At 65.1% G+C, this 25,178-nt stretch carries 27 protein-coding genes; 9 read left to right on the top strand and 18 right to left on the bottom strand.

The window, feature by feature from the left end:
* Nucleotides 1-18: 18 nt before the first annotated feature.
* Nucleotides 19-276, top strand: a complete 258-nt coding sequence (locus K414_RS0115975) for an HPr family phosphocarrier protein (protein ID WP_027496848.1) — start codon at nucleotides 19-21, stop codon at nucleotides 274-276.
* On the opposite strand, the gene K414_RS0115970 is transcribed toward K414_RS0115975, so the two are convergent.
* The 5 genes from K414_RS0115970 to K414_RS0115950 form a co-directional block, all read right to left on the bottom strand.
* The gene (locus K414_RS0115970) at nucleotides 273-1,376 is read right to left on the bottom strand and encodes a hypothetical protein (RefSeq protein WP_027496847.1); all 1,104 of its coding nucleotides are present in this window, start codon (nucleotides 1,374-1,376) and stop codon (nucleotides 273-275) included. The two genes, K414_RS0115975 and K414_RS0115970, sit on opposite strands and share 4 nt — an antisense overlap.
* A 5-nt stretch (nucleotides 1,377-1,381) precedes the next feature.
* Nucleotides 1,382-2,803, bottom strand: a complete 1,422-nt coding sequence (gene hflX, locus K414_RS0115965; protein ID WP_051365137.1) for a GTPase HflX — start codon at nucleotides 2,801-2,803, stop codon at nucleotides 1,382-1,384.
* A gap of 184 nt (nucleotides 2,804-2,987) precedes the next feature.
* Nucleotides 2,988-3,857 carry a diaminopimelate epimerase gene (gene dapF, locus K414_RS0115960; RefSeq protein ID WP_027496845.1) on the bottom strand — a complete coding sequence of 290 codons (870 nt, stop codon included), beginning with the start codon at nucleotides 3,855-3,857 and terminating at the stop codon, nucleotides 2,988-2,990.
* A gap of 24 nt (nucleotides 3,858-3,881) precedes the next feature.
* Entirely contained in the window at nucleotides 3,882-4,823 is a 942-nt protein-coding gene (miaA, locus tag K414_RS0115955; protein WP_051365136.1) for a tRNA (adenosine(37)-N6)-dimethylallyltransferase MiaA, read from the bottom strand.
* On the bottom strand, nucleotides 4,816-5,538 hold the full coding sequence (locus tag K414_RS0115950) for a class III extradiol dioxygenase subunit B-like domain-containing protein (RefSeq protein ID WP_027496843.1): 723 nt from the start codon (nucleotides 5,536-5,538) through the stop codon (nucleotides 4,816-4,818). Before K414_RS0115950 ends, miaA begins: the two co-directional genes overlap by 8 nt.
* Nucleotides 5,539-5,690: 152 nt before the next feature.
* Here K414_RS0115950 and K414_RS0115945 point away from each other — a divergent pair, with 152 nt between their 5' ends.
* Entirely contained in the window at nucleotides 5,691-7,166 is a 1,476-nt protein-coding gene (locus tag K414_RS0115945) for a DUF349 domain-containing protein (protein ID WP_027496842.1), read from the top strand.
* A 26-nt stretch (nucleotides 7,167-7,192) separates the two neighbouring features.
* Here K414_RS0115945 and K414_RS0115940 read toward each other — a convergent pair whose 3' ends face one another.
* Both K414_RS0115940 and miaB read right to left on the bottom strand, forming a co-directional pair.
* Nucleotides 7,193-7,780, bottom strand: a complete 588-nt coding sequence (locus K414_RS0115940) for a hypothetical protein (protein WP_027496841.1) — start codon at nucleotides 7,778-7,780, stop codon at nucleotides 7,193-7,195.
* Entirely contained in the window at nucleotides 7,777-9,327 is a 1,551-nt protein-coding gene (miaB, locus tag K414_RS0115935; protein WP_081701705.1) for a tRNA (N6-isopentenyl adenosine(37)-C2)-methylthiotransferase MiaB, read from the bottom strand. The genes K414_RS0115940 and miaB overlap by 4 nt, the downstream gene beginning before the upstream one ends.
* Nucleotides 9,328-9,576: 249 nt before the next feature.
* On the opposite strand from miaB, the gene K414_RS0115930 reads away from it, so the two are divergent.
* From K414_RS0115930 to K414_RS0115915, 4 genes are all read left to right on the top strand, one after another.
* The gene (locus tag K414_RS0115930) at nucleotides 9,577-10,305 is read left to right on the top strand and encodes an amino acid ABC transporter ATP-binding protein (RefSeq protein ID WP_174557262.1); all 729 of its coding nucleotides are present in this window, start codon (nucleotides 9,577-9,579) and stop codon (nucleotides 10,303-10,305) included.
* Nucleotides 10,306-10,357: 52 nt separating this feature from the next.
* The gene (locus K414_RS0115925; protein ID WP_027496838.1) at nucleotides 10,358-11,188 is read left to right on the top strand and encodes a glutamate ABC transporter substrate-binding protein; all 831 of its coding nucleotides are present in this window, start codon (nucleotides 10,358-10,360) and stop codon (nucleotides 11,186-11,188) included.
* A 96-nt stretch (nucleotides 11,189-11,284) separates the two neighbouring features.
* Nucleotides 11,285-11,962: an amino acid ABC transporter permease gene (locus tag K414_RS0115920; protein WP_027496837.1), complete on the top strand. Its 678-nt coding sequence runs from the start codon at nucleotides 11,285-11,287 to the stop codon at nucleotides 11,960-11,962.
* Nucleotides 11,962-12,834, top strand: coding sequence for an amino acid ABC transporter permease (locus K414_RS0115915; RefSeq protein ID WP_027496836.1), 873 nt, complete (start codon nucleotides 11,962-11,964; stop codon nucleotides 12,832-12,834). The genes K414_RS0115920 and K414_RS0115915 overlap by 1 nt, the downstream gene beginning before the upstream one ends.
* A gap of 96 nt (nucleotides 12,835-12,930) precedes the next feature.
* Here the strand turns inward: K414_RS0115915 and K414_RS0115910 are convergent, their stop codons facing one another.
* From K414_RS0115910 to K414_RS0115890, 5 genes are all read right to left on the bottom strand, one after another.
* Nucleotides 12,931-13,482: a regulatory protein RecX gene (locus tag K414_RS0115910; RefSeq protein WP_027496835.1), complete on the bottom strand. Its 552-nt coding sequence runs from the start codon at nucleotides 13,480-13,482 to the stop codon at nucleotides 12,931-12,933.
* A 12-nt stretch (nucleotides 13,483-13,494) separates the two neighbouring features.
* Entirely contained in the window at nucleotides 13,495-14,532 is a 1,038-nt protein-coding gene (gene recA, locus K414_RS0115905) for a recombinase RecA (protein WP_027496834.1), read from the bottom strand.
* A gap of 193 nt (nucleotides 14,533-14,725) precedes the next feature.
* A complete protein-coding gene (locus tag K414_RS0115900; RefSeq protein ID WP_027496833.1) occupies nucleotides 14,726-14,917 on the bottom strand; it encodes a DUF3046 domain-containing protein in 192 nt (63 codons plus the stop codon).
* Between the two features lie 10 nt (nucleotides 14,918-14,927).
* Nucleotides 14,928-16,100, bottom strand: a complete 1,173-nt coding sequence (locus tag K414_RS0115895; protein ID WP_027496832.1) for a nucleotide disphospho-sugar-binding domain-containing protein — start codon at nucleotides 16,098-16,100, stop codon at nucleotides 14,928-14,930.
* Between the two features lie 65 nt (nucleotides 16,101-16,165).
* The gene (locus tag K414_RS0115890; RefSeq protein WP_228139207.1) at nucleotides 16,166-16,792 is read right to left on the bottom strand and encodes a TetR/AcrR family transcriptional regulator; all 627 of its coding nucleotides are present in this window, start codon (nucleotides 16,790-16,792) and stop codon (nucleotides 16,166-16,168) included.
* 223 nt (nucleotides 16,793-17,015) lie between these two features.
* Here K414_RS0115890 and K414_RS0115885 point away from each other — a divergent pair, with 223 nt between their 5' ends.
* Entirely contained in the window at nucleotides 17,016-17,912 is an 897-nt protein-coding gene (locus K414_RS0115885) for a diacylglycerol kinase (protein ID WP_027496830.1), read from the top strand.
* A gap of 12 nt (nucleotides 17,913-17,924) precedes the next feature.
* Here K414_RS0115885 and K414_RS29420 read toward each other — a convergent pair whose 3' ends face one another.
* The 5 genes from K414_RS29420 to pgsA all read right to left on the bottom strand — a co-directional run bounded on the left by K414_RS29420 (nucleotide 17,925) and on the right by pgsA (nucleotide 21,220).
* Complete coding sequence (locus tag K414_RS29420; RefSeq protein WP_027496829.1) at nucleotides 17,925-18,098, bottom strand: hypothetical protein; 174 nt, start codon at nucleotides 18,096-18,098, stop codon at nucleotides 17,925-17,927.
* 98 nt (nucleotides 18,099-18,196) lie between these two features.
* Nucleotides 18,197-19,066 (bottom strand): hypothetical protein, encoded by an 870-nt coding sequence (locus K414_RS0115875; RefSeq protein WP_230591973.1) that lies wholly within the window; start codon nucleotides 19,064-19,066, stop codon nucleotides 18,197-18,199.
* 45 nt (nucleotides 19,067-19,111) lie between these two features.
* Complete coding sequence (locus K414_RS0115870; RefSeq protein WP_027496827.1) at nucleotides 19,112-19,921, bottom strand: PspA/IM30 family protein; 810 nt, start codon at nucleotides 19,919-19,921, stop codon at nucleotides 19,112-19,114.
* Nucleotides 19,922-20,065: 144 nt separating this feature from the next.
* Nucleotides 20,066-20,407, bottom strand: a complete 342-nt coding sequence (locus tag K414_RS0115865) for a helix-turn-helix transcriptional regulator (protein ID WP_027496826.1) — start codon at nucleotides 20,405-20,407, stop codon at nucleotides 20,066-20,068.
* A gap of 219 nt (nucleotides 20,408-20,626) precedes the next feature.
* Nucleotides 20,627-21,220, bottom strand: coding sequence for a CDP-diacylglycerol--glycerol-3-phosphate 3-phosphatidyltransferase (gene pgsA, locus K414_RS0115860; RefSeq protein ID WP_027496825.1), 594 nt, complete (start codon nucleotides 21,218-21,220; stop codon nucleotides 20,627-20,629).
* A gap of 203 nt (nucleotides 21,221-21,423) precedes the next feature.
* Here pgsA and K414_RS0115850 point away from each other — a divergent pair, with 203 nt between their 5' ends.
* Together K414_RS0115850 and K414_RS0115845 are read left to right on the top strand one after the other, a co-directional pair.
* The gene (locus K414_RS0115850; RefSeq protein WP_237606192.1) at nucleotides 21,424-22,011 is read left to right on the top strand and encodes an amino-acid N-acetyltransferase; all 588 of its coding nucleotides are present in this window, start codon (nucleotides 21,424-21,426) and stop codon (nucleotides 22,009-22,011) included.
* 41 nt (nucleotides 22,012-22,052) lie between these two features.
* Nucleotides 22,053-22,337, top strand: a complete 285-nt coding sequence (locus tag K414_RS0115845) for a YciI family protein (protein ID WP_027496823.1) — start codon at nucleotides 22,053-22,055, stop codon at nucleotides 22,335-22,337.
* An 86-nt stretch (nucleotides 22,338-22,423) separates the two neighbouring features.
* Here K414_RS0115845 and K414_RS0115840 read toward each other — a convergent pair whose 3' ends face one another.
* Complete coding sequence (locus K414_RS0115840; RefSeq protein ID WP_202595069.1) at nucleotides 22,424-25,114, bottom strand: DNA translocase FtsK; 2,691 nt, start codon at nucleotides 25,112-25,114, stop codon at nucleotides 22,424-22,426.
* Between the last annotated feature and the right edge of the window lie 64 nt (nucleotides 25,115-25,178).

Below are 25,178 nucleotides of genomic sequence, written 5' to 3'. Positions count from 1 at the left end.
CTACGCAAGGAGCAGCACATGCCCAGCACCACAGTCGCAGTCGGATCCTCGATCGGCCTGCACGCCCGCCCCGCAGCACTGATCGCCGATGCCGTAGCCGAAGCCGGAGTCGACGTCACGCTGGCAACAGCGGACTCCGAGCCGGTGGACGCCGGTTCGGCGCTGATGATCATGACCCTCGGCGCCACCAAGGGCACCGAAGTCACCGTCACCAGCGACGACCAAGCAGCACTCGACAAAGTTGCAGCACTCGTCGAAGCAGACCTGGACGCCTAACCAGAGCGCATCGATCGCCGGACGGTGAATCCCACCGCTCCGGCGATCAGCACCACCCCGGCAGCGACGGCAGCTCGGAATTCCCATTCCGAGTCCGTCGCTGTCGTCGTCTGTGCGGGTGCCGCAGGAGCAGCAGGATCACGGGTCGGCGACGCCGGCGCAACCGCGGCGGACGATGGTGTCGACAGCTCCACCGACGTCAGGTTCGGAATCTTCAGAATGGGCGGCAGCGTTCCGTCGGTCGGTCCGAACCCGGCTTCCGACGCGAGCAGAAGGGAACCGTCGTCCAGGAACGTCGCCGCCTCGCCCTGTGGCTGAGCCGGTAGCGCGAAAACGGCTCGGGGTGAGGTGGGGTCGACCAGCGCCGACGCGACGTCCCCGTCGGGCGGACGGAACACATACGCATCGGTGTACGTGCGCACCACGGCGGTCGATCCGTCTGCACTCACCGCTCCCCCGGTAGCCAGGATCGAGCCGACCACGAACGGCGGCCCACCGGCCGTACCGGTGGCCGTGAAAGCCATCTCACCGACCTTGCGCAGCGGCGTCGGGCCCGGACTGCTCAGATCGGTGACGGATTCGTCTCCGGTCGGTACGTATACCCCGCTGACACCCGAGAGTTCCTTGGTGACGATCACCGGCCGACCGCCGGGTTCGATGAGCAGTGTCTCGGCGTCGTGTGCGCCGTCGGGGTAGGCCAGTCGATACAGCTCGCCCGCGCCTGTTTCCGGGTCCATTCGCGTCAGTGCCACAGTGTCGCGGCGCAACTGATTGTCGCCGATGTCGGCCAACCACAGTGAGCCGTCGTACGACGCCATGTCCTCCACGTCGTACGGGTCGACGGGAACGTCGATCCAGCGCTGCACCGCACAATTCGCGTCGAGCACCGCCACCCGATCATCGGCACCGCTGTCGCCGATCCCGTACACGGTGCCGTCGAGCACCGTCGCACCGGACAGCTCGTCGAGTCCGGGATCGGTTGGTAGACAGTAGGTTGCAACGTCGACCGGCGCGGCCAGGGCGGTCGATGCACAGGTCAGCACGATCGCCGTGCCGACCACGGCCGCGGCACCACCACGCACCACTGCGCGCGGATTCACCGAACTCAGGCGCTGGGTACGGTCGCGGTGAACTCGACGAGGGCGGCCGCAAGTGATTGCGGCACACGAGCTTCGACGCGCGTGCCGTCCGCCTCGTGCGTCGATTGCACTATTCGGCCGTCGGTGTGGATCCGGGCGACCAGGTCGCCGCGGGTGTACGGGACGAGGACGTCGACCAACACATCGGGCTCGGACAGAATGTCGCCGAGGTGATCCCGCAGTGCATCGATGCCTTCACCGGTCTTGGCCGAGACGAATCGTGCGCCGTCGAGCAGGCCACGCAACTGCGTCAGCTGGACCGGATCTGCGGCGTCGATCTTGTTGACCACCAACAACTCCGGTGGCATCTTCGCGTCCTGCTCGCGGACCACCTCGGTGATCACTTCGCGTACTGCTTTGATTTGATCGATCGGTAGCGGATCGGAACCGTCGACCACGTGCAGCAACAGGTCGGCGTCGGTCACTTCCTCCAGCGTGGAGCGGAAGGCCTCGACCAGCTGGGTCGGCAAGTGCCGGACGAATCCGACGGTATCGGTCAGCACGATGGCGCGGCCGTCTTCGAGCGTCGACTTCCGGGTCGTCGGATCGAGGGTTGCAAACAGCGCATTCTGAACCAGCACACCGGAACCGGTCAGCGCGTTCAACAGACTCGACTTGCCCGCATTGGTGTATCCGACGATCGCGATCGACGGCACCGTGCCACTGAGCCGCTGCTCGCGTTTGGTGTCGCGAGCCTGCTTCATGCCTTTGATCTCACGGCGGAGCTTGGCCATGCGCTCACGGATGCGTCGGCGGTCGGTCTCGATCTTCGTCTCACCCGGTCCACGAAGACCCACGCCGCCGTTGCTACCGGCGCGTCCACCGGCCTGACGCGACATGGATTCACCCCAGCCGCGGAGCCTGGGCAACATGTATTCCATCTGGGCGAAGGCAACCTGTGCCTTGCCTTCTCGTGACGTCGCGTGCTGCGCGAAGATGTCGAGGATCAGTGCGGTTCGATCGATGACCTTGACCTTGACGACCTTTTCCAGCGCATTGAGCTGGGCGGGCGTCAGTTCGCCGTCGCAGATCACGGTATCGGCCCCGGTCGCGAGCACGATGTCGCGCAGTTCCTTGGCTTTGCCCGAGCCGATGTAGGTTGCCGCGTCGGGTTTGTCCCGGCGCTGCATCAGCGCCTCGAGTACTTCGGAGCCTGCAGTCTCGGCGAGCGCGGCCAGTTCGGTCATGCTGGATTCGGCCTGTGCCGCGGTACCGGTGGTCCATACTCCGACCAGTACGACGCGTTCGAGGCGCAACTGCCGGTACTCGACCTCGGTGACGTCGGCGAGCTCGGTCGACAGTCCGGCGACTCGTCGCAGCGCAGTCCGCTCCTCGAGTTGCATATCGCCCGAGGACGGGGAGTCGTCGTCGAGGGGTGAGCGCGCCATCCGCCTCGACCATGCGTCGGACTCCTCGCGGGTCCATGCAGATGCGGTATCGGGTGAACCGTCGGCATCATGGTCGACCGGTTCGCCCGCAGGTGATGTTTCATGTGAGTTCGTCATACAACTCCCATGATCCACGAAAAGCCCAGCGTGTGCACGCGGGTTTCGCTCGGAGCCGGCGCGACGGTCAGGACTGCCCGGCGAACCAATGGTCGTCGACCTCTCCCCGGGCGAGCAGTACCGACGGTCCGCGCAGGGTTGCACCGACGTGGTCGATGGCCACTCGGACCCGACCGCCGAGCACACCGACACTCACGTCTCCGGTCTCGAGCCCCTCGTAACTGAGCGCGGCAGCGGCGGCAGCGACGGTTCCGGTGCCACACGAGCGTGTCTCTCCGACGCCGCGTTCGAAGACGCGCATCTCGACTGCGCCGTCGTCGAGCCGGGTCAGAATCTCGACGTTCGCACCGTGGGGGAAGAACTCGGTATCGAGAGTCGGCGGAGCCGTGAAGTCCAATGCTCGCAACGCGGTGCGGTTCAGCGCGGGATCGACGCAGGCCAGATGCGGGTTGCCGACATCGACGCCGATCCCCTCGTACGCTGCACCGGCAAGGGTCGTCGCGCTCGAACCCAGCAGGGTGACGTCGCCCATGGCCACGGTCACGTCGGCATCGGTCTCGTCGTACGAGTGCACCGTCACCGCACGTGCGCCTGCGCGAGAGCCGACCACGAATTGATCGCGCTGCTCGAGATCGTGGACTCGCAGGTAGTGCGCGAAGACTCGGACCCCGTTTCCGCACATCTCGGCGATGGTGCCGTCACCGTTGCGGTAGTCCATGAACCAGTCGTCGACCTCGACACCGGCCGGGATTCGATCGAGCACACCCGCGTCCCGCAGCACCCCGGCGCGCGCGACACGCAGTATCCCGTCGGCGCCGATCCCCTGCCGTCGATCACACAGCACCGTGACCGCCGACCTGGTGAGTTCGAGCTCGGCACCGGGATCCGGCAGCACGACGAAATCGTTCTGCGTTCCGTGGCCCTTGGCGAATTCCATGTCGGCGAGTCTACGGGGACCGACCTAGCCGAGTTCGATCGCGGACAGCGCATCCGACCGCAGGGTGGGCGATGCGCCGTCGAGCCACCGCACTCGTTCGTCGCGGCGGAACCACGACCGCTGGCGGCGCACATAACGCCTGGTGCCGATGAACGTCCGCTCCCGCGCATGGTCGACGTCGTACTCCCCGGCCAGCACATCGAGCGCCTGGGCGTATCCGATCGCCCGTGACGCCGTCACCCCGTCGCGCAGGCCGAGCTCCAGCAACCCTTCGACCTCGTCGAGCAACCCGGAATCGAACATGCGCCGAGTACGCAGATCGATCCTCTCGTCCAACTCCGCAGTGTCACGATCGACGCCGAGCACCACCGTGCCCCAACGTGGTTCACCGATGACGGGGGCCGAGGCCGCGAACGGCCGACCGGTCAATTCGACCACTTCCAAGGCCCGCACCATTCGCCGTCCGTCCGTGGGGAGGATCGACGCGGCAGCGTCCGGATCGACCTCCGTGAGGGCTCGGTGGATCGCGTCGACTCCGTCGCGTTCGAGCACCGCCTCCCATTTGGCTCGGACTACCGGGTCCGTGGCGGGAAAGGCCCATTCGTCGAGCAGTGATTGGACGTACATCATCGAACCGCCCACGATGATCGGCCGACGGCCACGCGATCGGATGTTCTCGACGTCGGCGACGGCAGCCGATTGGTAACGCGCCACCGTCGCGATGTCGGTGACCTCGAGCACATCGAGCTGATGGTGCGCGATGCCCCGGCGCTCCGATACGGCCAGTTTCGCGGTACCGATGTCCATCCCCCGGTACTGCTGCATCGCGTCGATGTTGACGATCTCCCCGCCCAGCTCCTCGGCCAGGTCCAGCGCCAGATCCGACTTGCCTGCAGCAGTCGGTCCGATCACCGCCACCGGTGTCGTGGCCGAATTTCCGACAGTCGCGTCGGTTCCGTCAGCCACGGGACCAGACTCCGACGAAGTATCCGACACCGAACGGTGCGCCCCGATACAGCTCGGTCGTCGACACGGCGTCGGTTCCCGCGAGTGCTGCGAGCATCTGCCAGGCCGGTCGGCCCCGCACGCCGATGGCTGCGCACAGGCCCTCGTCGAGCTCTGCGAGGGCGTCGACGTCGGCGGTGGCGAGAGCATCGTCGATGTGACGCTGCACGTCCGCGGCACGCGAATCGAACGACCCCGGCGCCTTCGGGGTGAGGGTGTTCGCGCCGTCTGCCAGCACCAACACTCCCCACCTGCCGTCCAACATGTCGAGTTCGCGGCGCAGTTCCTCCCCGGTCTGCGAGCACCACTGCGCGCTCGCGTCCGCGGGTACCGTGCGGACCTCGATGGCCCCGTCGGCCGCCGCTGCACCGCGCAGCCAGCCGGCGAGGAGAACCGCCAGCGGCAACTCGGGGTCCGGCCCGGACCGTGCCGGCGAGCCGGACAGCCGCACCTCGACATCGACGCCGTACCCACGCATGGTGCCGACCGTCGTCTCGTCGTAACGCCCCTCGCCGTCGTCGACTCCGACCGCCAGCCACCGGTCGGCCACCGAGGACAGCTGCTCGACGGCAGAGACAGCAGCGGCCCGAAGCTCGGTTGCCTCGGCGGCTGCCCGGGCCATCAGTTCGGGGACCAGTAGCGGCGGAGAGGGCACCAGGGCCGCGGCACAGAACACACGTATCACGCTAGTCGGTGACGCGACTTGGCCGGACGAGTCCACCTCGAACCGTCTGAGCTGTTTCAATGGTCCGATCGGTCGTCACCGAGTTCAATGGTGTCCAGATCGCGATCGTAGGCAGCCGTGACGCGCGGCAGAGATGAGGAACAATGACCGACCCGAACGCCGGTACCCCCACCACCCCCGACGCCCCGTCGTCGGTTGCACCCGCCGATCACTCCGGCGGTGACGCGACCGGTACACCTCCGACCGGAGGACCCAAGCCCGGCGGCGGCCCCAAGCCCGGCGGCGGACCGAAGCCCGGCGGACCGAGTTCTGCTTCTCCTCGTCCCGGCGCACCCCGCCCCGGTGGCTCCTCGGCAGCCAAGCCACACCCGACGGCCGCGCATGTGCCCACCGTGGTCGCGACGGCGAGCGATCCGAGTAAGTACGGCCGGGTCGACGACGACGGCACCGCGTGGGTGAGCACCTCGGACGGCGAGCGTCAGGTCGGCTCCTGGCAAGCGGGCGACGCAGCGGAAGGCCTCGCGCATTTCGGGCGGCGCTACGACGATCTGGCCACCGAGGTCGGACTGCTCGAAGCCCGACTGACGTCGGGTACCGGTGATGCCAAGAAAACCAAGGCTGCGGCCTCGGCGCTGCTGGAGAGCCTGCCGACGGCTGCGGTGATCGGCGACCTCGATCTGCTGGCTCGCCGACTCCACGCCGTCGTCGAGCACTCCGACGCAGCAGCGGCGGTCGCCAAGCAGGAGAAAGAGCTCGAACGCGCCGAGCACACTGCCCGTAAGGAAGCCCTCGCCGCCGAGGCCGAGCAGATCGGCAGTGAATCGACGCAGTGGAAGCATGCCGGGGATCGGCTGCGCGAAATTCTGGACGAATGGAAGACGATCCGCGGGGTGGATCGAAAGATCGACGATGCGCTGTGGAAGCGGTACTCGAAGGCCAGGGAGAACTTCAACCGGCGTCGTGGTGCGCATTTCGCCGATCTCGATCGGGAGCGAGGAGCAGCCAAGACCCGCAAGGAAGAGCTGGTCGAGCGCGCAAAAGCGTTGTCCTCGTCCACCGATTGGGGTCCCACTGCAGCCGCATTCCGAGACCTGTTGGTGGAGTGGAAAGCGTCGGGCCGAGCTCCGCGGGACGCCGACGACGCATTGTGGAAGAACTTCAAGGCCGCCCAGGACGTGTTCTTCGCGGCACGCAACGCCGCGGCGTCGGAGCGCGACGCGGAATTCGAGGCCAACGCCGAGGCCAAGGAAGCATTGTTGGCGAAGACACATATCGATCCGAGCAAGGACCTCGACGCTGCTCGTGCGGCGCTGCGTGATCTGCAGGACAAGTGGGACGCCATCGGCAAGGTTCCGCGCGAGAAGATGCAGGAACTCGAAGGCAAGCTCCGCGCGATCGAGAAGACCGTCCACGACGCCGTGGAGTCTCAGTGGCGTCGGTCCGACCCCGAGGCGGTTGCCCGCGCGGCTCAGTTCCGTGAGCGAGTGGCCCAGTTCGAGGATCAAGCGGCCAAGGCGACGGCGGCAGGCAAGACCAAGGACGCCGAACGGGCGCGTGCGCAGGCCCAGCAGTGGCGTGAATGGGCCGATGCCGCGGAAAGTGCCGTCGACGAGTTGTGACCTGCAGTGCGGGCGGCCACACGAACTCAGGGGTTCGAGTGGCCGTCCCACAGGCGTAGCTTCTGCTCGCCCGACGCCGCCGCGATACGGCGCTGTTCCTGAGCGGCGAGCTGAGAGTTGGTCTTGTTCCATACGGCTTTGAGCCAATGGAACGTCAGCACCATCACCGCGATCCACGCAATGACGAGACCGATGCCCGGTCCGCCGCCCTGCAGGTTGTCCGGCACGGTCTGCCGCGTCCAGATCGAGAGCATCCCGTACACCGACGACACCGCACACCCGGCGAGGGCGGCCCAGGCCAGCGCCCAGACGCGGGTGACCAGCGCGAGCACCGACATCACCACACCGAACGTCAGCACCAGCACGACGAAAACGCGCGACGGCAGGGCAATCGATTCCGCGGCTGCTGCGTCGCTGCCCGTCAGCACGTCGAAGCCGGTGGCCGATCCGGTGTGCGGCAACGCGAACGTGACCAACAGGACCAGCACCAGCCCGGCCACGACCATGGCTCGCGCTCCCGGATCCAGCTCGGTCATCACCGCCCGCTCGGTTCGTCCGAGTTCCTCGGCGGTTCGCGAGGGTACGACGCGATCGGGTCCATCTGTGTCTGTCATACGGTGCATCCTGTCTGAACCGGAAGCGGTGCCGGGGCACCGATCGAGGGAAGTCCGAGACCGACCCCGATCGGGGCCGTCTTCGGCATGATGCCGCGTTCGTGGGCGTCGCCTGCCGCGGTCCGTCGGTGCGTCAGCACTCCGGCGTCGGCGATCAGGTGGTAGGGGGCCGCGGCGGTCAGGGTCGTCGTGACGACGTCGCCCGGGCGAATGTCGCCCGCCCGCTCGGCGTCGACGGCGAAGTGCACCAGTCGGCCGTCCCTGGCGCGTCCGCTCATCCGATGAGTTGCGTTGTTCTTGCGCCCCTCACCGGTGGCGACGAGCAATTCGGCCTCGGTGCCGATCAGGGCCTGATTCGCGGCCAGGACGATCTCCTCCTGCAACGCGATCAACCGCAGATACCGTTCCTGTACAACCTCTTTCGGTACCTGATCGGGCATGTCGGCCGCCGGGGTGCCCGGGCGTTTGGAGTACTGGAAGGTGTACGCGTTGGCGAACTTCGCACGCCGCACCACCTCGAGCGTCTGCTCGAAATCTTCTTCGGTCTCGCCGGGGAAACCGACGATGATGTCGGTGGTGATCGCCGCGTGCGGCATGGCCGCGCGAACCTTGTCGATGATGCCCATGAACTTCGTCTGTCGATAGGACCTGCGCATCGCCTTGAGGATTCGGTCCGAGCCGGACTGCAGCGGCATGTGCAGAGTGGGACAGATGTTCGGGGTCGATGCCATCGCCTCGATGACGTCGTCGGTGAACTCGGCCGGATGCGGAGACGTGAACCGCACTCGCTCGAGTCCTTCGATGGATCCGCACGCGGTCAGCAGCGCGGCGAACGCCCCACGGTCGCGAGGCAGATCGGGGTCGGCGAACGAGGCACCGTAGGCGTTGACGTTCTGCCCCAGCAGCGTCACCTCGAGCACGCCCTGGTCCACCAAAGCCTGTACCTCGGCAAGGATGTCGCCCGGCCTGCGGTCGATCTCCTTGCCGCGCAGCGCCGGAACGATGCAGAACGTGCAGGTGTTGTTGCAGCCCACCGAAATCGATACCCAGCCGGCGTACGCGGACTCCCGCTTGGCCGGCAGGGTGGACGGGAAGGCGTCCAGAGACTCGAGTATCTCGACCTGAGCCTGCTCGTTGTGCCGGGCGCGCTCGAGCAGTACCGGCAGCGACCCGATGTTGTGCGTACCGAAGACCACGTCCACCCACGGAGCCCTGTCCACGACGGTGTTGCGGTCCTTCTGTGCCAGGCAACCGCCGACGGCAATCTGCATGTTGGGGTTTCGCGTCTTCGCAGGCCGGAGCATGCCGAGGTTTCCGTACAGCTTGTTGTCCGCGTTCTCACGTACAGCGCACGTGTTGAACACCACGAGATCTGGGTCGGTACCGGCGTCGGCGGGCACGTAACCGGCCTCTTCGAGCAGCCCGGACAGGCGTTCGGAATCATGAACGTTCATCTGGCAGCCGTGTGTGCGCACCTCGTAGCTGCGGGCACCTGCCGCCGATGGGGCACTGGCCGTCTCGGGGTCGACGCTCCCGCGATCGGTCACGTCCACGGTCGAAAGAACACTCGTTTGCACCTCTTCAGGGTACGTCCATCGCACGGGCGGACACGCCGGGGTCACGGGGCCCTCCGCGGACTGTGCAGGCGCTATGCGTGCCGACAGTAAAGTTTCCATTACATAATCGAAGACTGCGGGCGAAAACGCCGGTCGGCGAGGAAACTACGCATAGGGTTTCCACCTATGACGCACGCCACCGACGCCCCGGCAGCGACACCACCGCCGGGCGCCCCTTCGATGATCTCGCTCAAATCCGTCGACAAGCACTTCGGTGATCTGCACGTACTCAAGGACATCAATCTCGAAGTGCCGGCCGGCCAGGTCGTCATCGTCGTGGGTCCGTCCGGATCCGGCAAGTCGACGCTGTGCCGGACGATCAACCGGTTGGAGCCGATCGATTCCGGGGCCATCGAGGTCGACGGGGATCTACTCCCCGCCGAGGGCAAGGCCCTCGCTGCACTGCGTGCGGATGTCGGCATGGTGTTCCAGTCGTTCAACCTCTTCGCACACAAGACCATTCTGCAGAACGTCATGCTGGCACCGATGAAGGTGAGAAAGCTCAAGAAGGACGAGGCCGAGAAGAGCGCACTGGCTCTGCTCGAACGCGTCGGCATCGCCAACCAGGCAGACAAGTACCCGGCTCAGCTGTCGGGTGGTCAGCAACAGCGCGTGGCCATCGCCCGCTCACTCGCCATGAACCCCAAAGTGATGCTCTTCGACGAGCCCACCTCGGCCCTGGATCCGGAGATGGTCAACGAGGTACTCGACGTCATGACCTCGCTGGCCAAGGAGGGCATGACAATGCTCGTCGTCACCCACGAGATGGGCTTCGCCCGCAAGGCAGGCGACCGAGTCATCTTCATGGCCGACGGTGCCGTAGTCGAGGACACCGATCCCGAAACCTTCTTCAAGTCCCCGAAGTCCGAACGCGCCAAGGACTTCCTCGGCAAGATCCTGGGTCACTGATCAGATTCACCGCTCGTCCCCGTACGTACGACCTATCCGAAGGACATTCACTGTGAGAATCACCCGACCGCTTCGCCTCGGTGTCGCCATCGCCGCTCTGTCCATCGTCGCCACCGCCTGTGGCGGCGGCGAAGAAGCGCGCACCATCTCGAGCAGCGCCGAGAACGGCAGCCTCATCGTCGGCATCAAGTTCGACCAGCCGGGCCTCGGCCTCCGCAATCCGGACGGCTCGTTCAGCGGCTTCGACGTCGAGGTGGCCAAGTACGTCGCAGGCAAGCTCGGTGTCGACGAGGCGAACATCGAATTCAAGGAATCCCCGTCCGCGCAGCGCGAGACGCTGATCCAGAACGGTGAGGTCGACTACATCGTCGCCACCTACTCCATCACCGACACCCGCAAGGAGAAGGTCGGCTTCGCCGGACCGTACTTCGTGGCAGGTCAGTCGCTCCTGGTGAAGCAGGACAACACCGACATCACCGGTCCCGATTCACTCGAGGGCAAGAAGCTGTGCTCGGTCACCGGTTCCACCCCGGCACAGAACATCGCCGACGAGTACCCGGGAGTCCAGCTTCAGCCGTTCGACACCTACTCCGCCTGCGTCGAAGCACTGCGCAACGGCACCGTGGACGCCGTCACCACCGACGACATCATCCTTGCCGGTTACGCCGCTCAGTCCCCCGGTCAGTTCAAGGTGGTCGGTGAGCCCTTCACCACGGAGAACTACGGCATCGGCCTGAACAAGGACGACACCGACGGACGCAACAAGATCAACGACGCCATCGAAGAGATGGTGACCAGCGGTGCCTGGGAGCAGGCGTTCAACGACACCGTCGGCGCGTCGGGCTACCCGCTGCCGAGCCCGCCCACCGTCGACCGCTACTGATCGACTGCTACTGATCGACCACGCCGTCGTGTCCCGCTCGTCGCGGGCGGGACACGACGGCTCGATCTCGCCGAGCCGTGAGGATCAACAAGCACCGTGAACCTATTGAGCAAGTACGGCGATCAACTGATCGACGCGTTCCTCTCGACCATCTACCTGACGTTGGCATCCCTCGTCGGTGCGTTGGTCATCGGAACGATCATCGCCGCGATGCGCGTATCACCCATTCCGATTGCGCGCGGAATTGCGGCGACGTACGTCACCATCTTTCGTAACACCCCCCTGACCCTGATCATTCTGTTCACCTCGTTCGGGCTGTACCAGACAATGGGCGTTTCTCTGGCGTCGGAGTCCTCACCGACGTCACTCGACGACAACAACTTTCGATTGGCAATCCTCGGGCTGAGCATCTACACCGCGTCGTTCGTGGCCGAGTCACTGCGATCGGGCATCAACACCGTCCCGGTGGGGCAGGCCGAAGCGGGCCGCTCGCTGGGAATGACGTTCACCCAGAACATCTCGATCGTCGTTCTTCCTCAGGCGTTCCGCGCGGTGGTCGGCCCGCTGGGAAGCGTCGTGATCGCGTTGACGAAGAACACGACCATCGCATCGGTCATCGGCGTCGCCGAGGCGTCGTTCCTGATGAAGAACATGATCGAGAACGAGGCCGCGATCTTCGTCGTCGGCGGAATCTTCGCGCTCGGATTCATGATCTTGACGCTCCCGACCGGGTTGCTGTTCGGCTACATCAGCAAGCGATTGGCGGTGTCATGATGAGTGATGCAGTAGCAGTTCTGTACGACGTTCCCGGACCCAAAGCGGTACTGCGATACCGCATTCTGACTGTCGTCGTAGCGGTGATCTCGCTCGGAATCGCATTTCTGATCTACCGCGCCCTCGACTCGAAGGGGCAGCTCACTGCCGAGAAGTGGGACCCGTTCCTCGAATCGACAACGTGGACCACGTACCTGTTGCCCGGTATTCAGGGAACTCTGGTCGCGGCGGCATTGTCGATCGTGTTCGCCCTGATTCTCGGTGCCGTCCTCGGCATCGGCCGCCTCTCGGATCACCGCGCTGTACGGATCGTCAGCGGTGCGATCGTCGAATTGTTCCGTGCAGTTCCCGTGCTGATCCTGATGATCTTCCTGTACGCGGTGTACGCCGATTACGAGGTCTTCAAGGTCAAGTACCTGGCGTTGGCCGCGGTGGTCACCGGCCTCACTCTGTACAACGGATCGGTGATCGCCGAGATCGTACGTGCCGGAGTCAATTCACTGCCGAAGGGTCAGCGCGAAGCCGCCTCGGCGCTGGGCATGCGCAAGAGCCAGGTCATGACCCTGGTACTGCTCCCCCAGGCCGTGACCGCGATGCTGCCCGCCATCATCTCGCAGATGGTGGTGGCACTGAAGGACTCGGCGCTGGGATACATCATCGGGTACGTCGAAGTCGTCCGTTCCGGTCAGCAGGTCGGCGCGTTCTACAGCAACTACCTCCCGTCGCTGATCATCGTCGCCGTCATCATGATCATCATCAACTCGGCGTTGACGAAACTGGCGACCGTGGTCGAGCGGCGTCTGCGATCGCGAAAGCGTAAGGGCGGCACCGCCGCTGTCGTGCCTGCACTCGACGGCGGTCAAGCGGCCTGAGCTCCGCACCGTTCGGCTGCACAGCAGTATGGCCCGCAACACCGATGGTGTTGCGGGCCATACTGTTTCTCGACTACCTGGACTCGATGTGGACGATCACATCGAATCTGGGCCGTCGAAGTCTTCGGTGTCGGCTCCCACGCGATCGAGTTGTTCCTTGACCACGGCGAATGCCATTCCCTGCGAGTAGCCGCGGCGGGCCAGCATCCCGACCAACTTGCGCACCACTTTGTCGCGTTCGGCTCGTGCGTCGGGCCCGTTCGGATCCGGCAGATGCAGCGTTCGGAATCGTTTGCGCACCAACTCCGCAGCACGCTGCCGCTCGTCTTCGGCATCGATCAGATCCAGGGCGTTCACGGCCAACTCGTTGCTGACGCCTTTGTTCCGCAGCTCCATGCTCAGAGCGCGTTTGCCCTTGCCGGAGTACTTGTGCCGAGATTGAACCCACTGCTCCGCGAACGACTCGTCGTCGACGAGTTTCGCCTTCTCGAGTCGGTCGAGCACTGCGGTGGAGACCTCGTCGGTGAAACCCTTCTTGGCCAAGCTGGCTTCGAGTTCGTGTCTGCTGCGGGCCCGGTCGGTCAGCAGCCGAAGGCAGACGTCTTTCGCCTGCGCTTCGGTGCCGCCGCCGTTGTCTCGCTGCTGCACAGCGAACCCAGGTTAGAAGTCGACCGGAGCAGCTGCGGGCTCCTCTGCGGTGACGTCCGCACCGATCTGCAGCTTCTCCATGATCTTCTTCTCGATTTCGTCACGCACATCGGGATTCTCGAGCATGAACTTACGGGCGTTCTCCTTGCCCTGTCCGAGCTGATCGCCTTCGTAGGTGAACCACGAGCCCGACTTGCGGATGAACCCGTGCTCGACACCCATGTCGATCAACGAGCCTTCACGGCTGATGCCCTTGCCGTAGATGATGTCGAATTCGGCCTGCTTGAAAGGCGGCGCGACCTTGTTCTTGACGACCTTGACACGGGTGCGGTTACCGATGGCCTCGGTTCCGTCCTTCAGCGTCTCGATCCGACGGATGTCCAGACGTACCGAGGCATAGAACTTCAATGCCTTACCACCGGTGGTGGTTTCGGGGGAACCGAACATGACGCCGATCTTTTCGCGCAACTGGTTGATGAAGATCACGGTGGTACCGGAGTTGCTCATGGCACCGGTGATCTTGCGCAGCGCCTGGCTCATCAGACGGGCCTGCAGACCCACGTGACTGTCACCCATCTCGCCTTCGATCTCGGCGCGCGGTACCAGTGCGGCCACCGAGTCGACGACGAGGATGTCGAGGGCACCGGAGCGAATCAACATGTCGGCGATTTCCAGGGCCTGCTCACCGGTGTCGGGCTGCGAGACCAACAGTGCGTCGGTGTCGACACCGAGCTTCTTCGCGTAGTCGGGATCGAGCGCGTGCTCGGCATCGATGAACGCGGCGATTCCGCCGGCACGCTGAGCGCTGGCCACCGCGTGCAATGCGACGGTGGTCTTACCCGAGGACTCAGGACCGTAGACCTCGATGACTCGGCCGCGGGGCAGACCTCCGATGCCGAGTGCCACGTCGAGCGCGATCGATCCCGTGGGGATGACGGCGATGGGCTGACGGACCTCGTCGCCGAGGCGCATCACCGAGCCCTTACCGAAATTCTTGTCGATCTGCGCGAGTGCGAGATCGAGCGCTTTGTCGCGGTCGTATGCAGCCATCGTGAGCTCCCTGTGTCGTTTCGTTCAGCTGTGTCTGTCGATCAGCTTGTTGGCGGTAACGCTAGAACGGGGTACCGACAAGAAGTTCTTCGAGACCGGCCAGCAACCGTTGACATCAGCATAGGCGAACACGTGTTCGAGTCAACTACCACGGCTTTCGACACGCCGAGCGACTCGAGCCGATGCGGTGGAGCTACCAACGTTCCTTGGGCACATCGAACTCGTAACAGATCGACCGCCATACTTCCCGCGGGTCGACACCGTCTTCGATGGCCTGCGCGCCCGTCCGTCCGATACCGGACAGCACATGATCGGCGAGCAGGGAATTGCCTCGAACGGAGCCGAACTCCTCGGTGAGCAGTTCACGAAATTCGGTCAGACGCACATCGATCAGCCTAACGCCCGCCCTCGGCGTCGCTACCGGCGAGCACCTCGCGGCAGACCGAGACAGGATCCTCGACGTGATGCGCGCCTGCAGCCGCCGAGGTCGCTGCCGCCGCATGACGAGGGTCGGACAGCACGGCGGACACGGCGTCGGCAATTGCACCCGCGGTGGCGGGACGCACCAGTACGGCACTCCCCTGCCGAGCGGCCCGGTTCGCCAGCTCCCATTGATCGCCGCCGCCCGGCACGGTGACCACTGGAACTCCGTGGATGAGCGCCTTCGCCAACATGCCGTGACCACCTCCGCACACCACGACATCAGCGCGGCGCAGCAATTCGTCCTGGCGACCGAGTCCGGCATTCGCCCATTCCGGCACGTCGTCGGGCCCCCCGTCGAGCACCGAGGCCACTACCCGGACGCCTGTGCCGTCCAATCCCTTCAGAGCCATCTCCAACATTCCCTCGGCCCCGGTGAACGCCGTCGACGGGGCCACCATCACCAGCGGCGTATCGCCGGCGGGGACGTCGAGCAATTCGTCGGTGGGCTCCCACAGCAGTGGGCCCACCACATGGGCATCCCTCGGCCAGTCGGGCCGCGGCACTTCCAGTGCGGGAATGGTGGCGATGAGCCGAGCAGCCGGCCCGGGATCGCGTGCGGGTAGTCCGATGCTCACTCGGGCGTCGGCGCGCTGTTGCTGCCCGCGGGCGATAGAGCGCGCCGTCAACGCGCGCATCACCGTATCGCGAAGACGGCCCCGAACACCGCGTCCGGGCGCGAGCCCACTTCCGATGGGCGGCAACCCCTTCGATGGCGAATAGAGCGGGTGGGGCGAGAGCTCGACCCAGGGAATTCCCAATCGCTCGGCAGCCATTCCGCCTCCGGCAGTGAGAATATCGGAGACCACCAGATCGACGTTCTCGCGCTCGAGGTCCGGCAACAGTTCTGTCGCGACAAAGGCTGCGCGCGAATGAATGCGCTGCCCGGCATCGAGATCGTCGTCCTCCGGTCGCGGCCGCAGGCCACCCAGTGGGAGCGTGCGAATACCGGCCGCTCTGGCGTCGCCGACCCACCGGCTTCCGGTGAACAGGACCGGATCGTCACCCGCCCGCTCGAACAACAGCGACAAGGCGATAGCGGGAAACGCATGTCCTGGGTCCGGGCCGGCCACCACTGCTACTCGCACGCGCTCAGCGTGCCACATCGCCGCGCTGGACGATCACCGATCGTGCCGGGCAGCGGCACCGACGGTCAGGCTTTGTCGGGACGAAGGTAGGCGTCGACGGCGTCCGCCATCTGGCGTACCACCTCGCCACCCGGAACCCGTTCGGACACCATCTCGGCGGACTGGACGGCGGACTGGACCATGAGCAGGACGAGCGTCGCCAGGGTATTCGGATCCCCGTCGCGGATCGACGAATCACGTTGTCCCGCTTCGACAAGACGCGCCACCGCATCGATGATCAACGATTGGCTGGTACCGAGGCGGTGCAGAATGTAGGTCGCGAGCACGTCCGAGTCCGACCGCAGAATCTTGACGAACAGCGGATGCTGCCTTATTCGATCTCCCGCCTGAACCACAGCAACGACGATCTGCTCGCGTCCGGACGCGGTGGCGTCGAAGTCGGGAATCAGGGCAGCGATCTCACGGGTGAGCAGGCTCGACACCACCGCTCGGGTATCGGCCCACCGCCGGTACACCGTGGGCCTGCTGACTTTGGCGCGTCGTGCGATCTCGGCGAGGGTCGTACGCTTGACTCCTCGTTCGAGGATGCACGATCGTGCGGCGTCGAGAACGGTGTCCTCCACCGACTTCTCGGGTGCTGCCTCCGGGGAGGACTCGACCGAGGCGGGAGTCGACACCTGCTGCTCGATCACAGATCACCCTTCGCACAACGGTCGGAAGTAAAGTACTTCACTCGGAAACATTTCGTGTCGTTACTATACCTCACAGTAACAGCGACACCGTGTTGCACAGTGACCGTCGGCCCGTCCGTCCGTATTCTTCGGTGCCATTGTCGGGTGCCGATCACGCCGCCGACCTGCGCAGGAAACCTCGACCCTGGCAAGCTGATCGAGTGACCGACGAATTCGAGCTTGCATGACGCGATCGGTGACCGTTCTGACCAATCCCACGGCCGGCGGTGGTCGAGCAGTCCACGCAGCACGGCGCGCCGTGACGCGTCTGCGCGAGCGTGAACTCGACGTCTCGACCGTCGAGGGCCGAACGGCGGGTGATGCGCTGGAGTTGTTGAAGCGAGCCGTCGGGTGCGGGACGGATGCCGTCGTTGCCGTGGGCGGCGACGGGGTCGTCAATCTCGCGTTACAGGTGATCGCGGGAACCGACACTCCGCTCGGACTGATTCCTGCGGGCACAGGCAACGATTTGGCCCGGACGCTCGGGGTCCCCCTCGACGATCCCACCCGCGCAGCGGATCTCGTGGTCGACGGAGTCGTGACGTCGATAGATCTCGGTAGGGTCGGGACGCGCTGGTTCGGTACGGTCCTGTCGAGCGGCTTCGATTCACTGGTCACCGAGCGCGCCGGCCGCCTGCAGTGGCTTGCCGGCCCGCTGCGGTACAACGCGGCCATGATATTGCAGTTGGCTGCTCTCCGAACACTCTCGTACACAATAGAATTGGATGACGCCGAGCTGCACCTGGATGCCGTTCTCGTCGCCGTCGGAAATGGCAGCAGCTACGGCGGCGGCATGGCCATCTGCCCGACCGCACGAGTGGACGACGGGCTGTTCGCCATCACTGTCGTCCGGGATGTTAGTCGAACGCGACTGCTTGCGCTGTCGCCGACGTTGTATCGGGGTGCCCACGTCGACCTTCCGGAGGTCGAGGTCTACAGCGCCCGGAACGTGACAGTGCACTGCGACGACATGGTGGCGTACGCAGACGGCGAACGCATCGCAGAATTACCCGTCACGATCGAATGCGTGCCGCGTGCGTTGCGAGTGTTCGTCGGAGCGGATTCCCCACTGCGCACGTAACGCGGTCGGCAGTCAGTATTTCAGCGACGAACGGTCGTGACCGGAGGAGATGGCCTTGTACAGCCACACCAGCCCGAAGACGATGGCCCCGGCCACGACCAACCAGAACAAGCCCTTGATGATGCTGCCCAGCAAGGCAAGTGCGATCCAGACGAGAACGATGAATCCGAGAATTTTCCAGAACATGAACGGCTCCTACCGTGTGACGCGCACCGGGTCGTATCGCGTTATGTCGATACTGGCAGCCGATCACGGCGAACACATCGGGGTGAACCCTGATCTTCTCACCGGTGTCGTGACCGGATTTCGTCGAGTTCGGTGAGCGCGTCGGCCCACCCTTGCAGTCGATCGGTGGCAGACAACAATTCTCGGCGATGAGATTCCACCACGTTCTTCGACGTGGACCCGGCCGGTCCGGTCATCCGTGCTGCAGCGGCGACGAGATCCTCGTACTGATCCACTCCGGCAGCGAGATCGCTTGCCGCAGCCTCGATTCCGGGCCGCAGATGCGTGCGTGTCGACGAGCTTGCCGCTCCCGCACGTTCGAGGGCCGCAATATCGACGGCAACACCTTCCAAGCCCCTCACCGCATCCGAGGCAACGCCGATCATCTCTTCGACGTCCTCGGCGGCGATGGTGCCCGATCGCGCCAGAATTCCGAGCAGCTCGAACAGACTCTGCTCTGCGCCTGCCAAACGTGACATCGGCTCGAAGGCGGCAGATCCACGCTGCGGTAACGAACGCCTGCCGGGCAGTCCCACCGGAACCGGTTGACCTCGCAGTCGCCGCAAACGACCGAAGGCGAACACAGCAGGAACGGCCAAGAGCGCGGCAGAACCACCACCGACGAACAGAGTCCATTCCGGAGCCGACAAGGCTGCGATCCCCGCAGTACTCACCGCAGTGGTCGTCGACGCGGCCCCGAACCTGATACTTCGCCGGCGAGCCCGTCGAATCTTCTTCAGGTGCTTGGCACGTGGATCCTTACGACGGCCGGCGGCATCGAGCAGTGAGGTTCCTGCGGCCCGTGCTGTCTCGGCCAGAGACCGGACCACCGCTCCGGATTCGGCAACGGCGGCTGTCACCGTCTCCCTGTCCAGCGAAACGGCCGGCCGCTTACGCGACCGGCCGGGTTCGTGATTCTTGTTGCTCATGCGTCGGAACTACTGTCTACTCGAACGAACTGCGCGTTCGGTCGATCACGCCTGTGCCGGCGGCTCGGGCGTTGCGTCCGGGGCCTTGGCGATCGACGGCTTGGCGGCGGAATTACCCGTGGGCAGGGAGTCACCGGCCATGGAGGCACGGATCTGCTCGAGCCGGCTGTGACCGGCCATCTGCACAGATGCCTGCTGAACCTCGAGCATGCGTCCGGACACGGAGTTCTGAGCGAGCTCGGCGGAACCGAGCGCGTCTGCGTAACGACGCTCGATCTTGTCGCGTACCGCATCGAGACTCGGGGTGTTTCCCGGTGCCGACAACGTGCTGTCCATCGAGCGCAGCGATTCGCTGACCTTCTCCTGCATCTTCGCCTGCTCGAGCTGGCTGAGCAGTTTGGTGCGCTCGGCGACCTTCGATTGCAGGGCCATCGCGTTCTGCTCGACGGCTTTCTTGGCCTGTGTAGCAGCCTGCAGAGACTGGTCGTGCAGAACCTTGAGGTCCTCGACGCTCTGCTCAGCAGTCACGAGCTGAGCCGCGAACGCCTCGGCCGCGTTGGTGTACTGCGTGGCCTTCTCGACGTCACCTGCAGTGGCGGCCTGATCGGCCAGCGTCACGGCCTGACGAGCGTTGGCGTTGAGCTTCTCGACCTCGTCCAGCTGCCTGCTGAGCTTCATTTCGAGCTGACGCTGATTGCCGATGACGGACGCCGCCTGCTGCGACAGCGCCTGGTGCTGCCGCTGCGCGTCTTCGATCGCCTGCTGAATCTGAACCTTGGGGTCGGCCTTCTCGTCGATCTTGGAATTGAAGAGCGCCATCATGTATTTCCAGGCCTTGACGAAAGGATTAGCCATGGGGTGGTCCTGCCTCCATCTGTTGCGCCGCGGTGGCCGCGTACGGGTCGGCTGCTGTCGCAGTGACCGAAATGAACCTGTCAGTGCAGTGATGTTCGGGTGATTCGGTGGGGCCGGCAGCCGACTTCGGCTACTCGTTCGATCTTAGGCGGCGGCGAGAGCTCTGGCAGCAGGTGCCGGAATCACGACTCGTGTATCTCCGTCGATGCGGGTGGCCACAGCCGATTCCTCGGCACGCACAGCAGCGGTGGATGCATCCGACAGCGTGATACTCACGTCGCTCATCACGTCGGAGAGAGGAACGGCGAGAGCATCGCAGATCGCTGCGAGCAGTTCGCTCGACGCTTCCTTGCGACCACGCTCCACCTCGGAGAGGTAGCCGAGGCTCACGCGCGCGGTGTTCGAGACTTCACGCAGGGTGCGGCTCTGTGCGACGCGAGTACGCCGCAAACTGTCGCCGAGTGCTTCACGCAATAGCAGCGCCATCTCGCTCCTCCTCGTTGGTGCTGTTGCCGACGACTGTGCCGTCGAGACGACCACGTTCGTATCGTTCGTTCGGAGCCGTCGTAGGGTCAACGTCCCAGCCGGCCCGATTGGTTCCCGACCCTATATGCCCGTCGCCTCCGACACGCGCCGAAGGGGCTCCGACACGGCTGTCAGAACTGTAAATTCCCGCATCGCCTCGTGGACGCCCGTCGAATGCACTCACACCGAGGACACACCCCGGCGCAACCGAATCGCCTGAACCACGTAGTCCAGGCCGGTGTACACGGTCAGCAGAACCGCCAGAGCCATCAGCGCCACCGCCACTGGATCGACTGCGCTGGGCAGCGGACACAGATACACGCCGATCGCGAATGTCTGGACCAGTGTCTTGACCTTGCCGCCACGACCGGCCGGAATGACTCCGTGACGAATGACGGCGAACCGGACAGCGGTGATGCCTATTTCGCGTACCCCGATGATCGCCGTCACCCACCAGGACAGATCGCCCAACATCGACAGTCCGACGAGGGCAGCGCCGATCAGCGCCTTGTCGGCGATGGGGTCGGCCATCTTCCCGAAATCGGTGACGAGTCCGTACTTGCGGGCGAGTTGGCCGTCGATCCGGTCGGTGATGGCCGCTGCGGCGAAGATCGCCGTCGCCGCCAACCGCCACGAGGTGTCGTGACCGTCTCCGACGAAGAGTGCCGCAAGAAAGACCGGAACCAGAGCGATGCGCAGCACGGTCAACACATTGGCGATGTTGAGCAGCGGGACGGCGTCCGATCCGCCCGGAGCAGCGTTGCCGTGCGGCAGCCCCGGACTGCGCGAGGCACCGCCGGGCGGAACACCGTGGCCCGGCGCTGTCGGGCCGGTCACGAAGCCGCTTCTCGGCCGCGGACCGGGCCTTCGATGGTGTGTCGGCGTTCGGGCAGCACCGACCCGTCGAGACGGGGACACTGCTCGCTGAACGACACACGGAAAGTTTATCGGTTGCATCGGTGACTACTGTTCACCACATGACTTCTGGGCCGAATCGGGCGAGTCGCGACACTGCCGATCCCGAATCCGACGAGTATTCCGACACCGTGGACGGCACGTCCATCGGCGACGCCACCCTGGTCGTGCGTCGAGCCCGAACCTCCGACATTCCCGAGATCAAGCGGCTGATCGACATCTACGCGGGCCGAATCCTGCTCGAGAAGAACCTGGTGACGCTGTACGAGGCAGTGCAGGAGTTCTGGATTGCCGAGCGCGCAGGCGACGTCATCGGATGCGGAGCTCTGCACGTGCTCTGGGCAGACCTGGGTGAGGTACGCACGGTGGCAGTCGACCCCGCAGCCAAGGGGCACGGAGCCGGCCACCTGATCGTCGCCAAACTCATCGAGGTGGCACGCGAGCTCGCGCTGCAGAAGGTGTTCGTGCTGACATTCGAAGTGGATTTCTTCGCCCGGCACGGCTTCTCCGAAATCGAGGGAACGCCCGTCACTGCCGAGGTGTACGCGGAGATGTGCCGGTCGTACGACACCGGCGTCGCAGAGTTTCTCGACCTGAGCTACGTGAAGCCGAACACGTTGGGTAACACGCGCATGCTGCTTTCGCTCTGACAGAATTCTCCGGACACCCCTCGAATCCGGAAGTGAGCTCCATGCCCCTGATCGCCGTCACCTACACGTACTCCCCCACGACAACCGAGGGCCGCGACACCCATCGCGCCGCACACCGGGCGTGGCTGGCCGACTTGTTGGAGAAGAAGACGCTCGTCTCCAGTGGCCCGTTCGCCGACGACAGCGGCGCTCTGCTGCTCGTGGATGGCCCGGACGCCGCATCCGTGGAATCACTGTTCGCCCAGGATCCTTTCGCGGTCGAGAACCTCATCGAGTCGGCAGACTTCCACGAATGGACACCGGTGATGGGCGCGTTCACGGCCTGAGTCTGCTCGCCCACCCGTTCTGCGTGAATGGACCATTGCACCGCCCAGACGGCTGCAATGGTCCATTCACGCAGGTGTAGAGCCCGTCAGAACTCCTCGGACGCCGGCTGCTCGTCCGGGTCCCCGCCCTTGATGGACCACAGCAATCCGTCGAGTTCGTCGGGCTTGACAAGTACTTCGCGGGCTTTCGAGCCCTCGCTCGGACCCACGACGCCGCGGTTCTCCATGAGGTCCATCAGTCGTCCTGCCTTGGCGAATCCGACCCGTAGCTTGCGCTGCAGCATCGACGTGGAACCGAACTGGCTGGTGACGACGAGTTCGACGGCTTGCAGCAGCACGTCGAGGTCGTCACCGATGTCGGGGTCGACGTCCTTCTTGTCCGAGACCTTCGCGGCGGTGACGGTGTCGTTGTACTCGGGCTCGGCCTGATTCTTGGCGAAGTCGACGACGGCCGAGATTTCCTCGTCCGTGATGAACGCACCCTGCAGACGCGTCGGCTTGCCCGCACCCATCGGCAGGAACAGCGCGTCGCCCATGCCGATCAATTTTTCGGCTCCGGGCTGATCGAGGATGACTCGCGAGTCGGTCAACGACGACGTGGCGAACGCCAGACGTGAGGGCACGTTCGTCTTGATCAGACCGGTGACGACGTCGACGGACGGACGCTGCGTGGCGAGCACCAGGTGGATACCTGCGGCGCGCGCCTTCTGGGTGATGCGCACGATCGCTTCCTCGACGTCGCGAGGAGCGGTCATCATCAGGTCGGCAAGCTCGTCGACGATGGCCAGGATGTAGGGGTACGGCCGGTAGACGCGTTCGCTGCCCAACGGTGCGGTGATCTCGCCGGACCGCACCTTCTTGTTGAAGTCGTCGATGTGCCGGACCTTGTTGATCTGCATGTCCTGGTAGCGCTGCTCCATCTCCTCGACCAGCCAGGCCAGGGCCGCGGCAGCCTTCTTCGGCTGCGTGATGATCGGCGTGATGAGGTGCGGGATGCCCTCGTACGGCGTCAACTCGACCATCTTCGGGTCGATCAGAATCATCCGGACCTCGTCGGGTGTCGCCCGTGCCAGCAGCGACACGAGCATCGAGTTCACGAAGCTCGATTTACCCGAACCGGTGGATCCCGCCACCAGCAGGTGCGGCATCTTCGCCAGGTTGGCACTGACGAAATCGCCTTCGATGTCCTTGCCGAGGCCGATCACCAGAGGGTGGTGATCCTTGCGGGTCGACGGGGCGGTCAGCACATCGGCCAGGCGGACCATCTCGCGATCCGAGTTCGGCACCTCGATACCGACGGCGGACTTGCCGGGGATCGGGGCGAGCAATCGCACGTTGTCGGTCGCGACCGCGTAGGCGATGTTGCGAGCCAACGCAGTGATCTTCTCGACCTTGACGCCCGGTCCGAGCTCCACCTCGTAGCGGGTGACCGTCGGTCCGCGGGTGAATCCGGTGACCGCAGCGTCGATCTTGAACTGCTCGAGGACCTCGGAGATGGCCTCGATCATCGCGTCGTTCGCCTGGCTGCGCGTCTTGGGCGGATCGCCGTCGATGAGCAGCGACAACGACGGCAGCGTGTAGTCGCCGTCGACGACGCGATCGACGACGATCTTGTCGTCGTCGGCAGCCGGCTTGGGTTCGGCGGCCTTGACGATCGGCTTGGGCTTCGGCCGTGGGGGCGCGGCAGGCTCGGGCATCGGGACCGGCGCGGCCGCGGCAGGCGTCATGACCTCGGTGGGGGCCTCCGGTGCCGGTGCAGGGGTCTTGCGAGCGCGTGATGGCTTGACGACCGGGATGTACTCCTCGGTCGGGTAGTTGTCGTACGGGTCGGTGGTGCCGTGCACCGGGTATCCGTCGGCGTCGAAGTTCGAGTCGTAGTCTCCGTAGCCCTCGTCGCCGAATTCCGAACCGAAATCGGCCGGGTCGTACTCGTCGTATTCGTCGCCTCGACTGTCGGTACCGAACAGTGCCCGCATCCGGTCCGGTACGTCTCGTACCGTGGTGCCGGTGAGCAGCAGCACGCCGAACAGGCCGGCGAGCAGCAGCAACGGTACGGCGAGCCACACCGTCAGGCCGTCGGCAATGGGTCCGCCCGCAACGTAGCCGACGAAGCCCGCTCCTTCGGACCGACCGGTGGCGTCGGTCGGTGACCCCGCCGCCATGTGCCACAGCCCGAGAACGGGCAAGCCCAGCAGTATCGAGCCCAGAACCAGGCGTGGTCTGACCTCGGGGCGAGGCTCGGAACGCATCAGCACGACGGCGATCGCCACCCCCAGCACGGGTGCGACGTAGCCGGCGTCGCCGATGACGGCACGGATCCCTACCTCGATCCACTCACCGACCGGGCCGCCGGCACTGAACCAGACGCTTGCGGCGACGACGACGCTGACGGCGATGAGCCCGAGAGCGATTCCGTCACGTCGGTGACCGTGCTCGATGTCCGCGGCCTTGCTGACGGTGCGTGTCGTGGCACCGACACCTCGTGCCGCCATCGACCATGTGGACGCGATTCCGCGACCGATCGCGTCGAGCGCACCGCGGGACTTCTTCTTCGTGGGGGGCCGCCGCGACGCCGCACCTCTCGCGGGTGCCTTACCGCGAGACGATGCGCTTGCCCGCGTGGTCGCCGGGTTGCGCGGTGCGGTGGGCTTCTTCGGTGTCGTGACGGTTCGAGCCGTGCGGCCGGTACCGGACTTACGAGAGGTACCGGACGCGCGCGAGGAGCCGGATCCGCTGGATCCGGCCCTGGCGGTGGAGGTGCTGGTCTTTCCTGCCATGCCCCCAGGCTAGTCGCAACAGCCCCGTCGAAACCATCCGCAACACCAGTAACAACGACGGATG

Source organism: Rhodococcus sp. JG-3 (assembly GCF_000482405.1).
In the GTDB taxonomy this organism is placed as follows: Bacteria; Actinomycetota; Actinomycetes; order Mycobacteriales; family Mycobacteriaceae; genus Rhodococcoides; species Rhodococcoides fascians.
Note: the sequence above shows the minus strand (reverse complement) of the source record. Positions and strands in the feature narration are given on the sequence as shown.

Coding starts and splice junctions, on each gene's coding strand:
- K414_RS0115975 (WP_027496848.1), top strand. CDS start 19: ATGCCCAGCACCACAGTCGCAGTCGGATCCTCGATCGGCCTGCACGCC.
- hflX (WP_051365137.1), bottom strand. CDS start 2,803: ATGGCGCGCTCACCCCTCGACGACGACTCCCCGTCCTCGGGCGATATG.
- dapF (WP_027496845.1), bottom strand. CDS start 3,857: ATGGAATTCGCCAAGGGCCACGGAACGCAGAACGATTTCGTCGTGCTG.
- K414_RS0115945 (WP_027496842.1), top strand. CDS start 5,691: ATGACCGACCCGAACGCCGGTACCCCCACCACCCCCGACGCCCCGTCG.
- K414_RS0115940 (WP_027496841.1), bottom strand. CDS start 7,780: ATGACAGACACAGATGGACCCGATCGCGTCGTACCCTCGCGAACCGCC.
- K414_RS0115930 (WP_174557262.1), top strand. CDS start 9,577: ATGATCTCGCTCAAATCCGTCGACAAGCACTTCGGTGATCTGCACGTA.
- K414_RS0115915 (WP_027496836.1), top strand. CDS start 11,962: ATGAGTGATGCAGTAGCAGTTCTGTACGACGTTCCCGGACCCAAAGCG.
- recA (WP_027496834.1), bottom strand. CDS start 14,532: ATGGCTGCATACGACCGCGACAAAGCGCTCGATCTCGCACTCGCGCAG.
- K414_RS0115885 (WP_027496830.1), top strand. CDS start 17,016: ATGACGCGATCGGTGACCGTTCTGACCAATCCCACGGCCGGCGGTGGT.
- K414_RS29420 (WP_027496829.1), bottom strand. CDS start 18,098: ATGTTCTGGAAAATTCTCGGATTCATCGTTCTCGTCTGGATCGCACTT.
- K414_RS0115875 (WP_230591973.1), bottom strand. CDS start 19,066: ATGAGCAACAAGAATCACGAACCCGGCCGGTCGCGTAAGCGGCCGGCC.
- K414_RS0115870 (WP_027496827.1), bottom strand. CDS start 19,921: ATGGCTAATCCTTTCGTCAAGGCCTGGAAATACATGATGGCGCTCTTC.
- K414_RS0115865 (WP_027496826.1), bottom strand. CDS start 20,407: ATGGCGCTGCTATTGCGTGAAGCACTCGGCGACAGTTTGCGGCGTACT.
- K414_RS0115850 (WP_237606192.1), top strand. CDS start 21,424: ATGACTTCTGGGCCGAATCGGGCGAGTCGCGACACTGCCGATCCCGAA.
- K414_RS0115845 (WP_027496823.1), top strand. CDS start 22,053: ATGCCCCTGATCGCCGTCACCTACACGTACTCCCCCACGACAACCGAG.
- K414_RS0115840 (WP_202595069.1), bottom strand. CDS start 25,114: ATGGCAGGAAAGACCAGCACCTCCACCGCCAGGGCCGGATCCAGCGGA.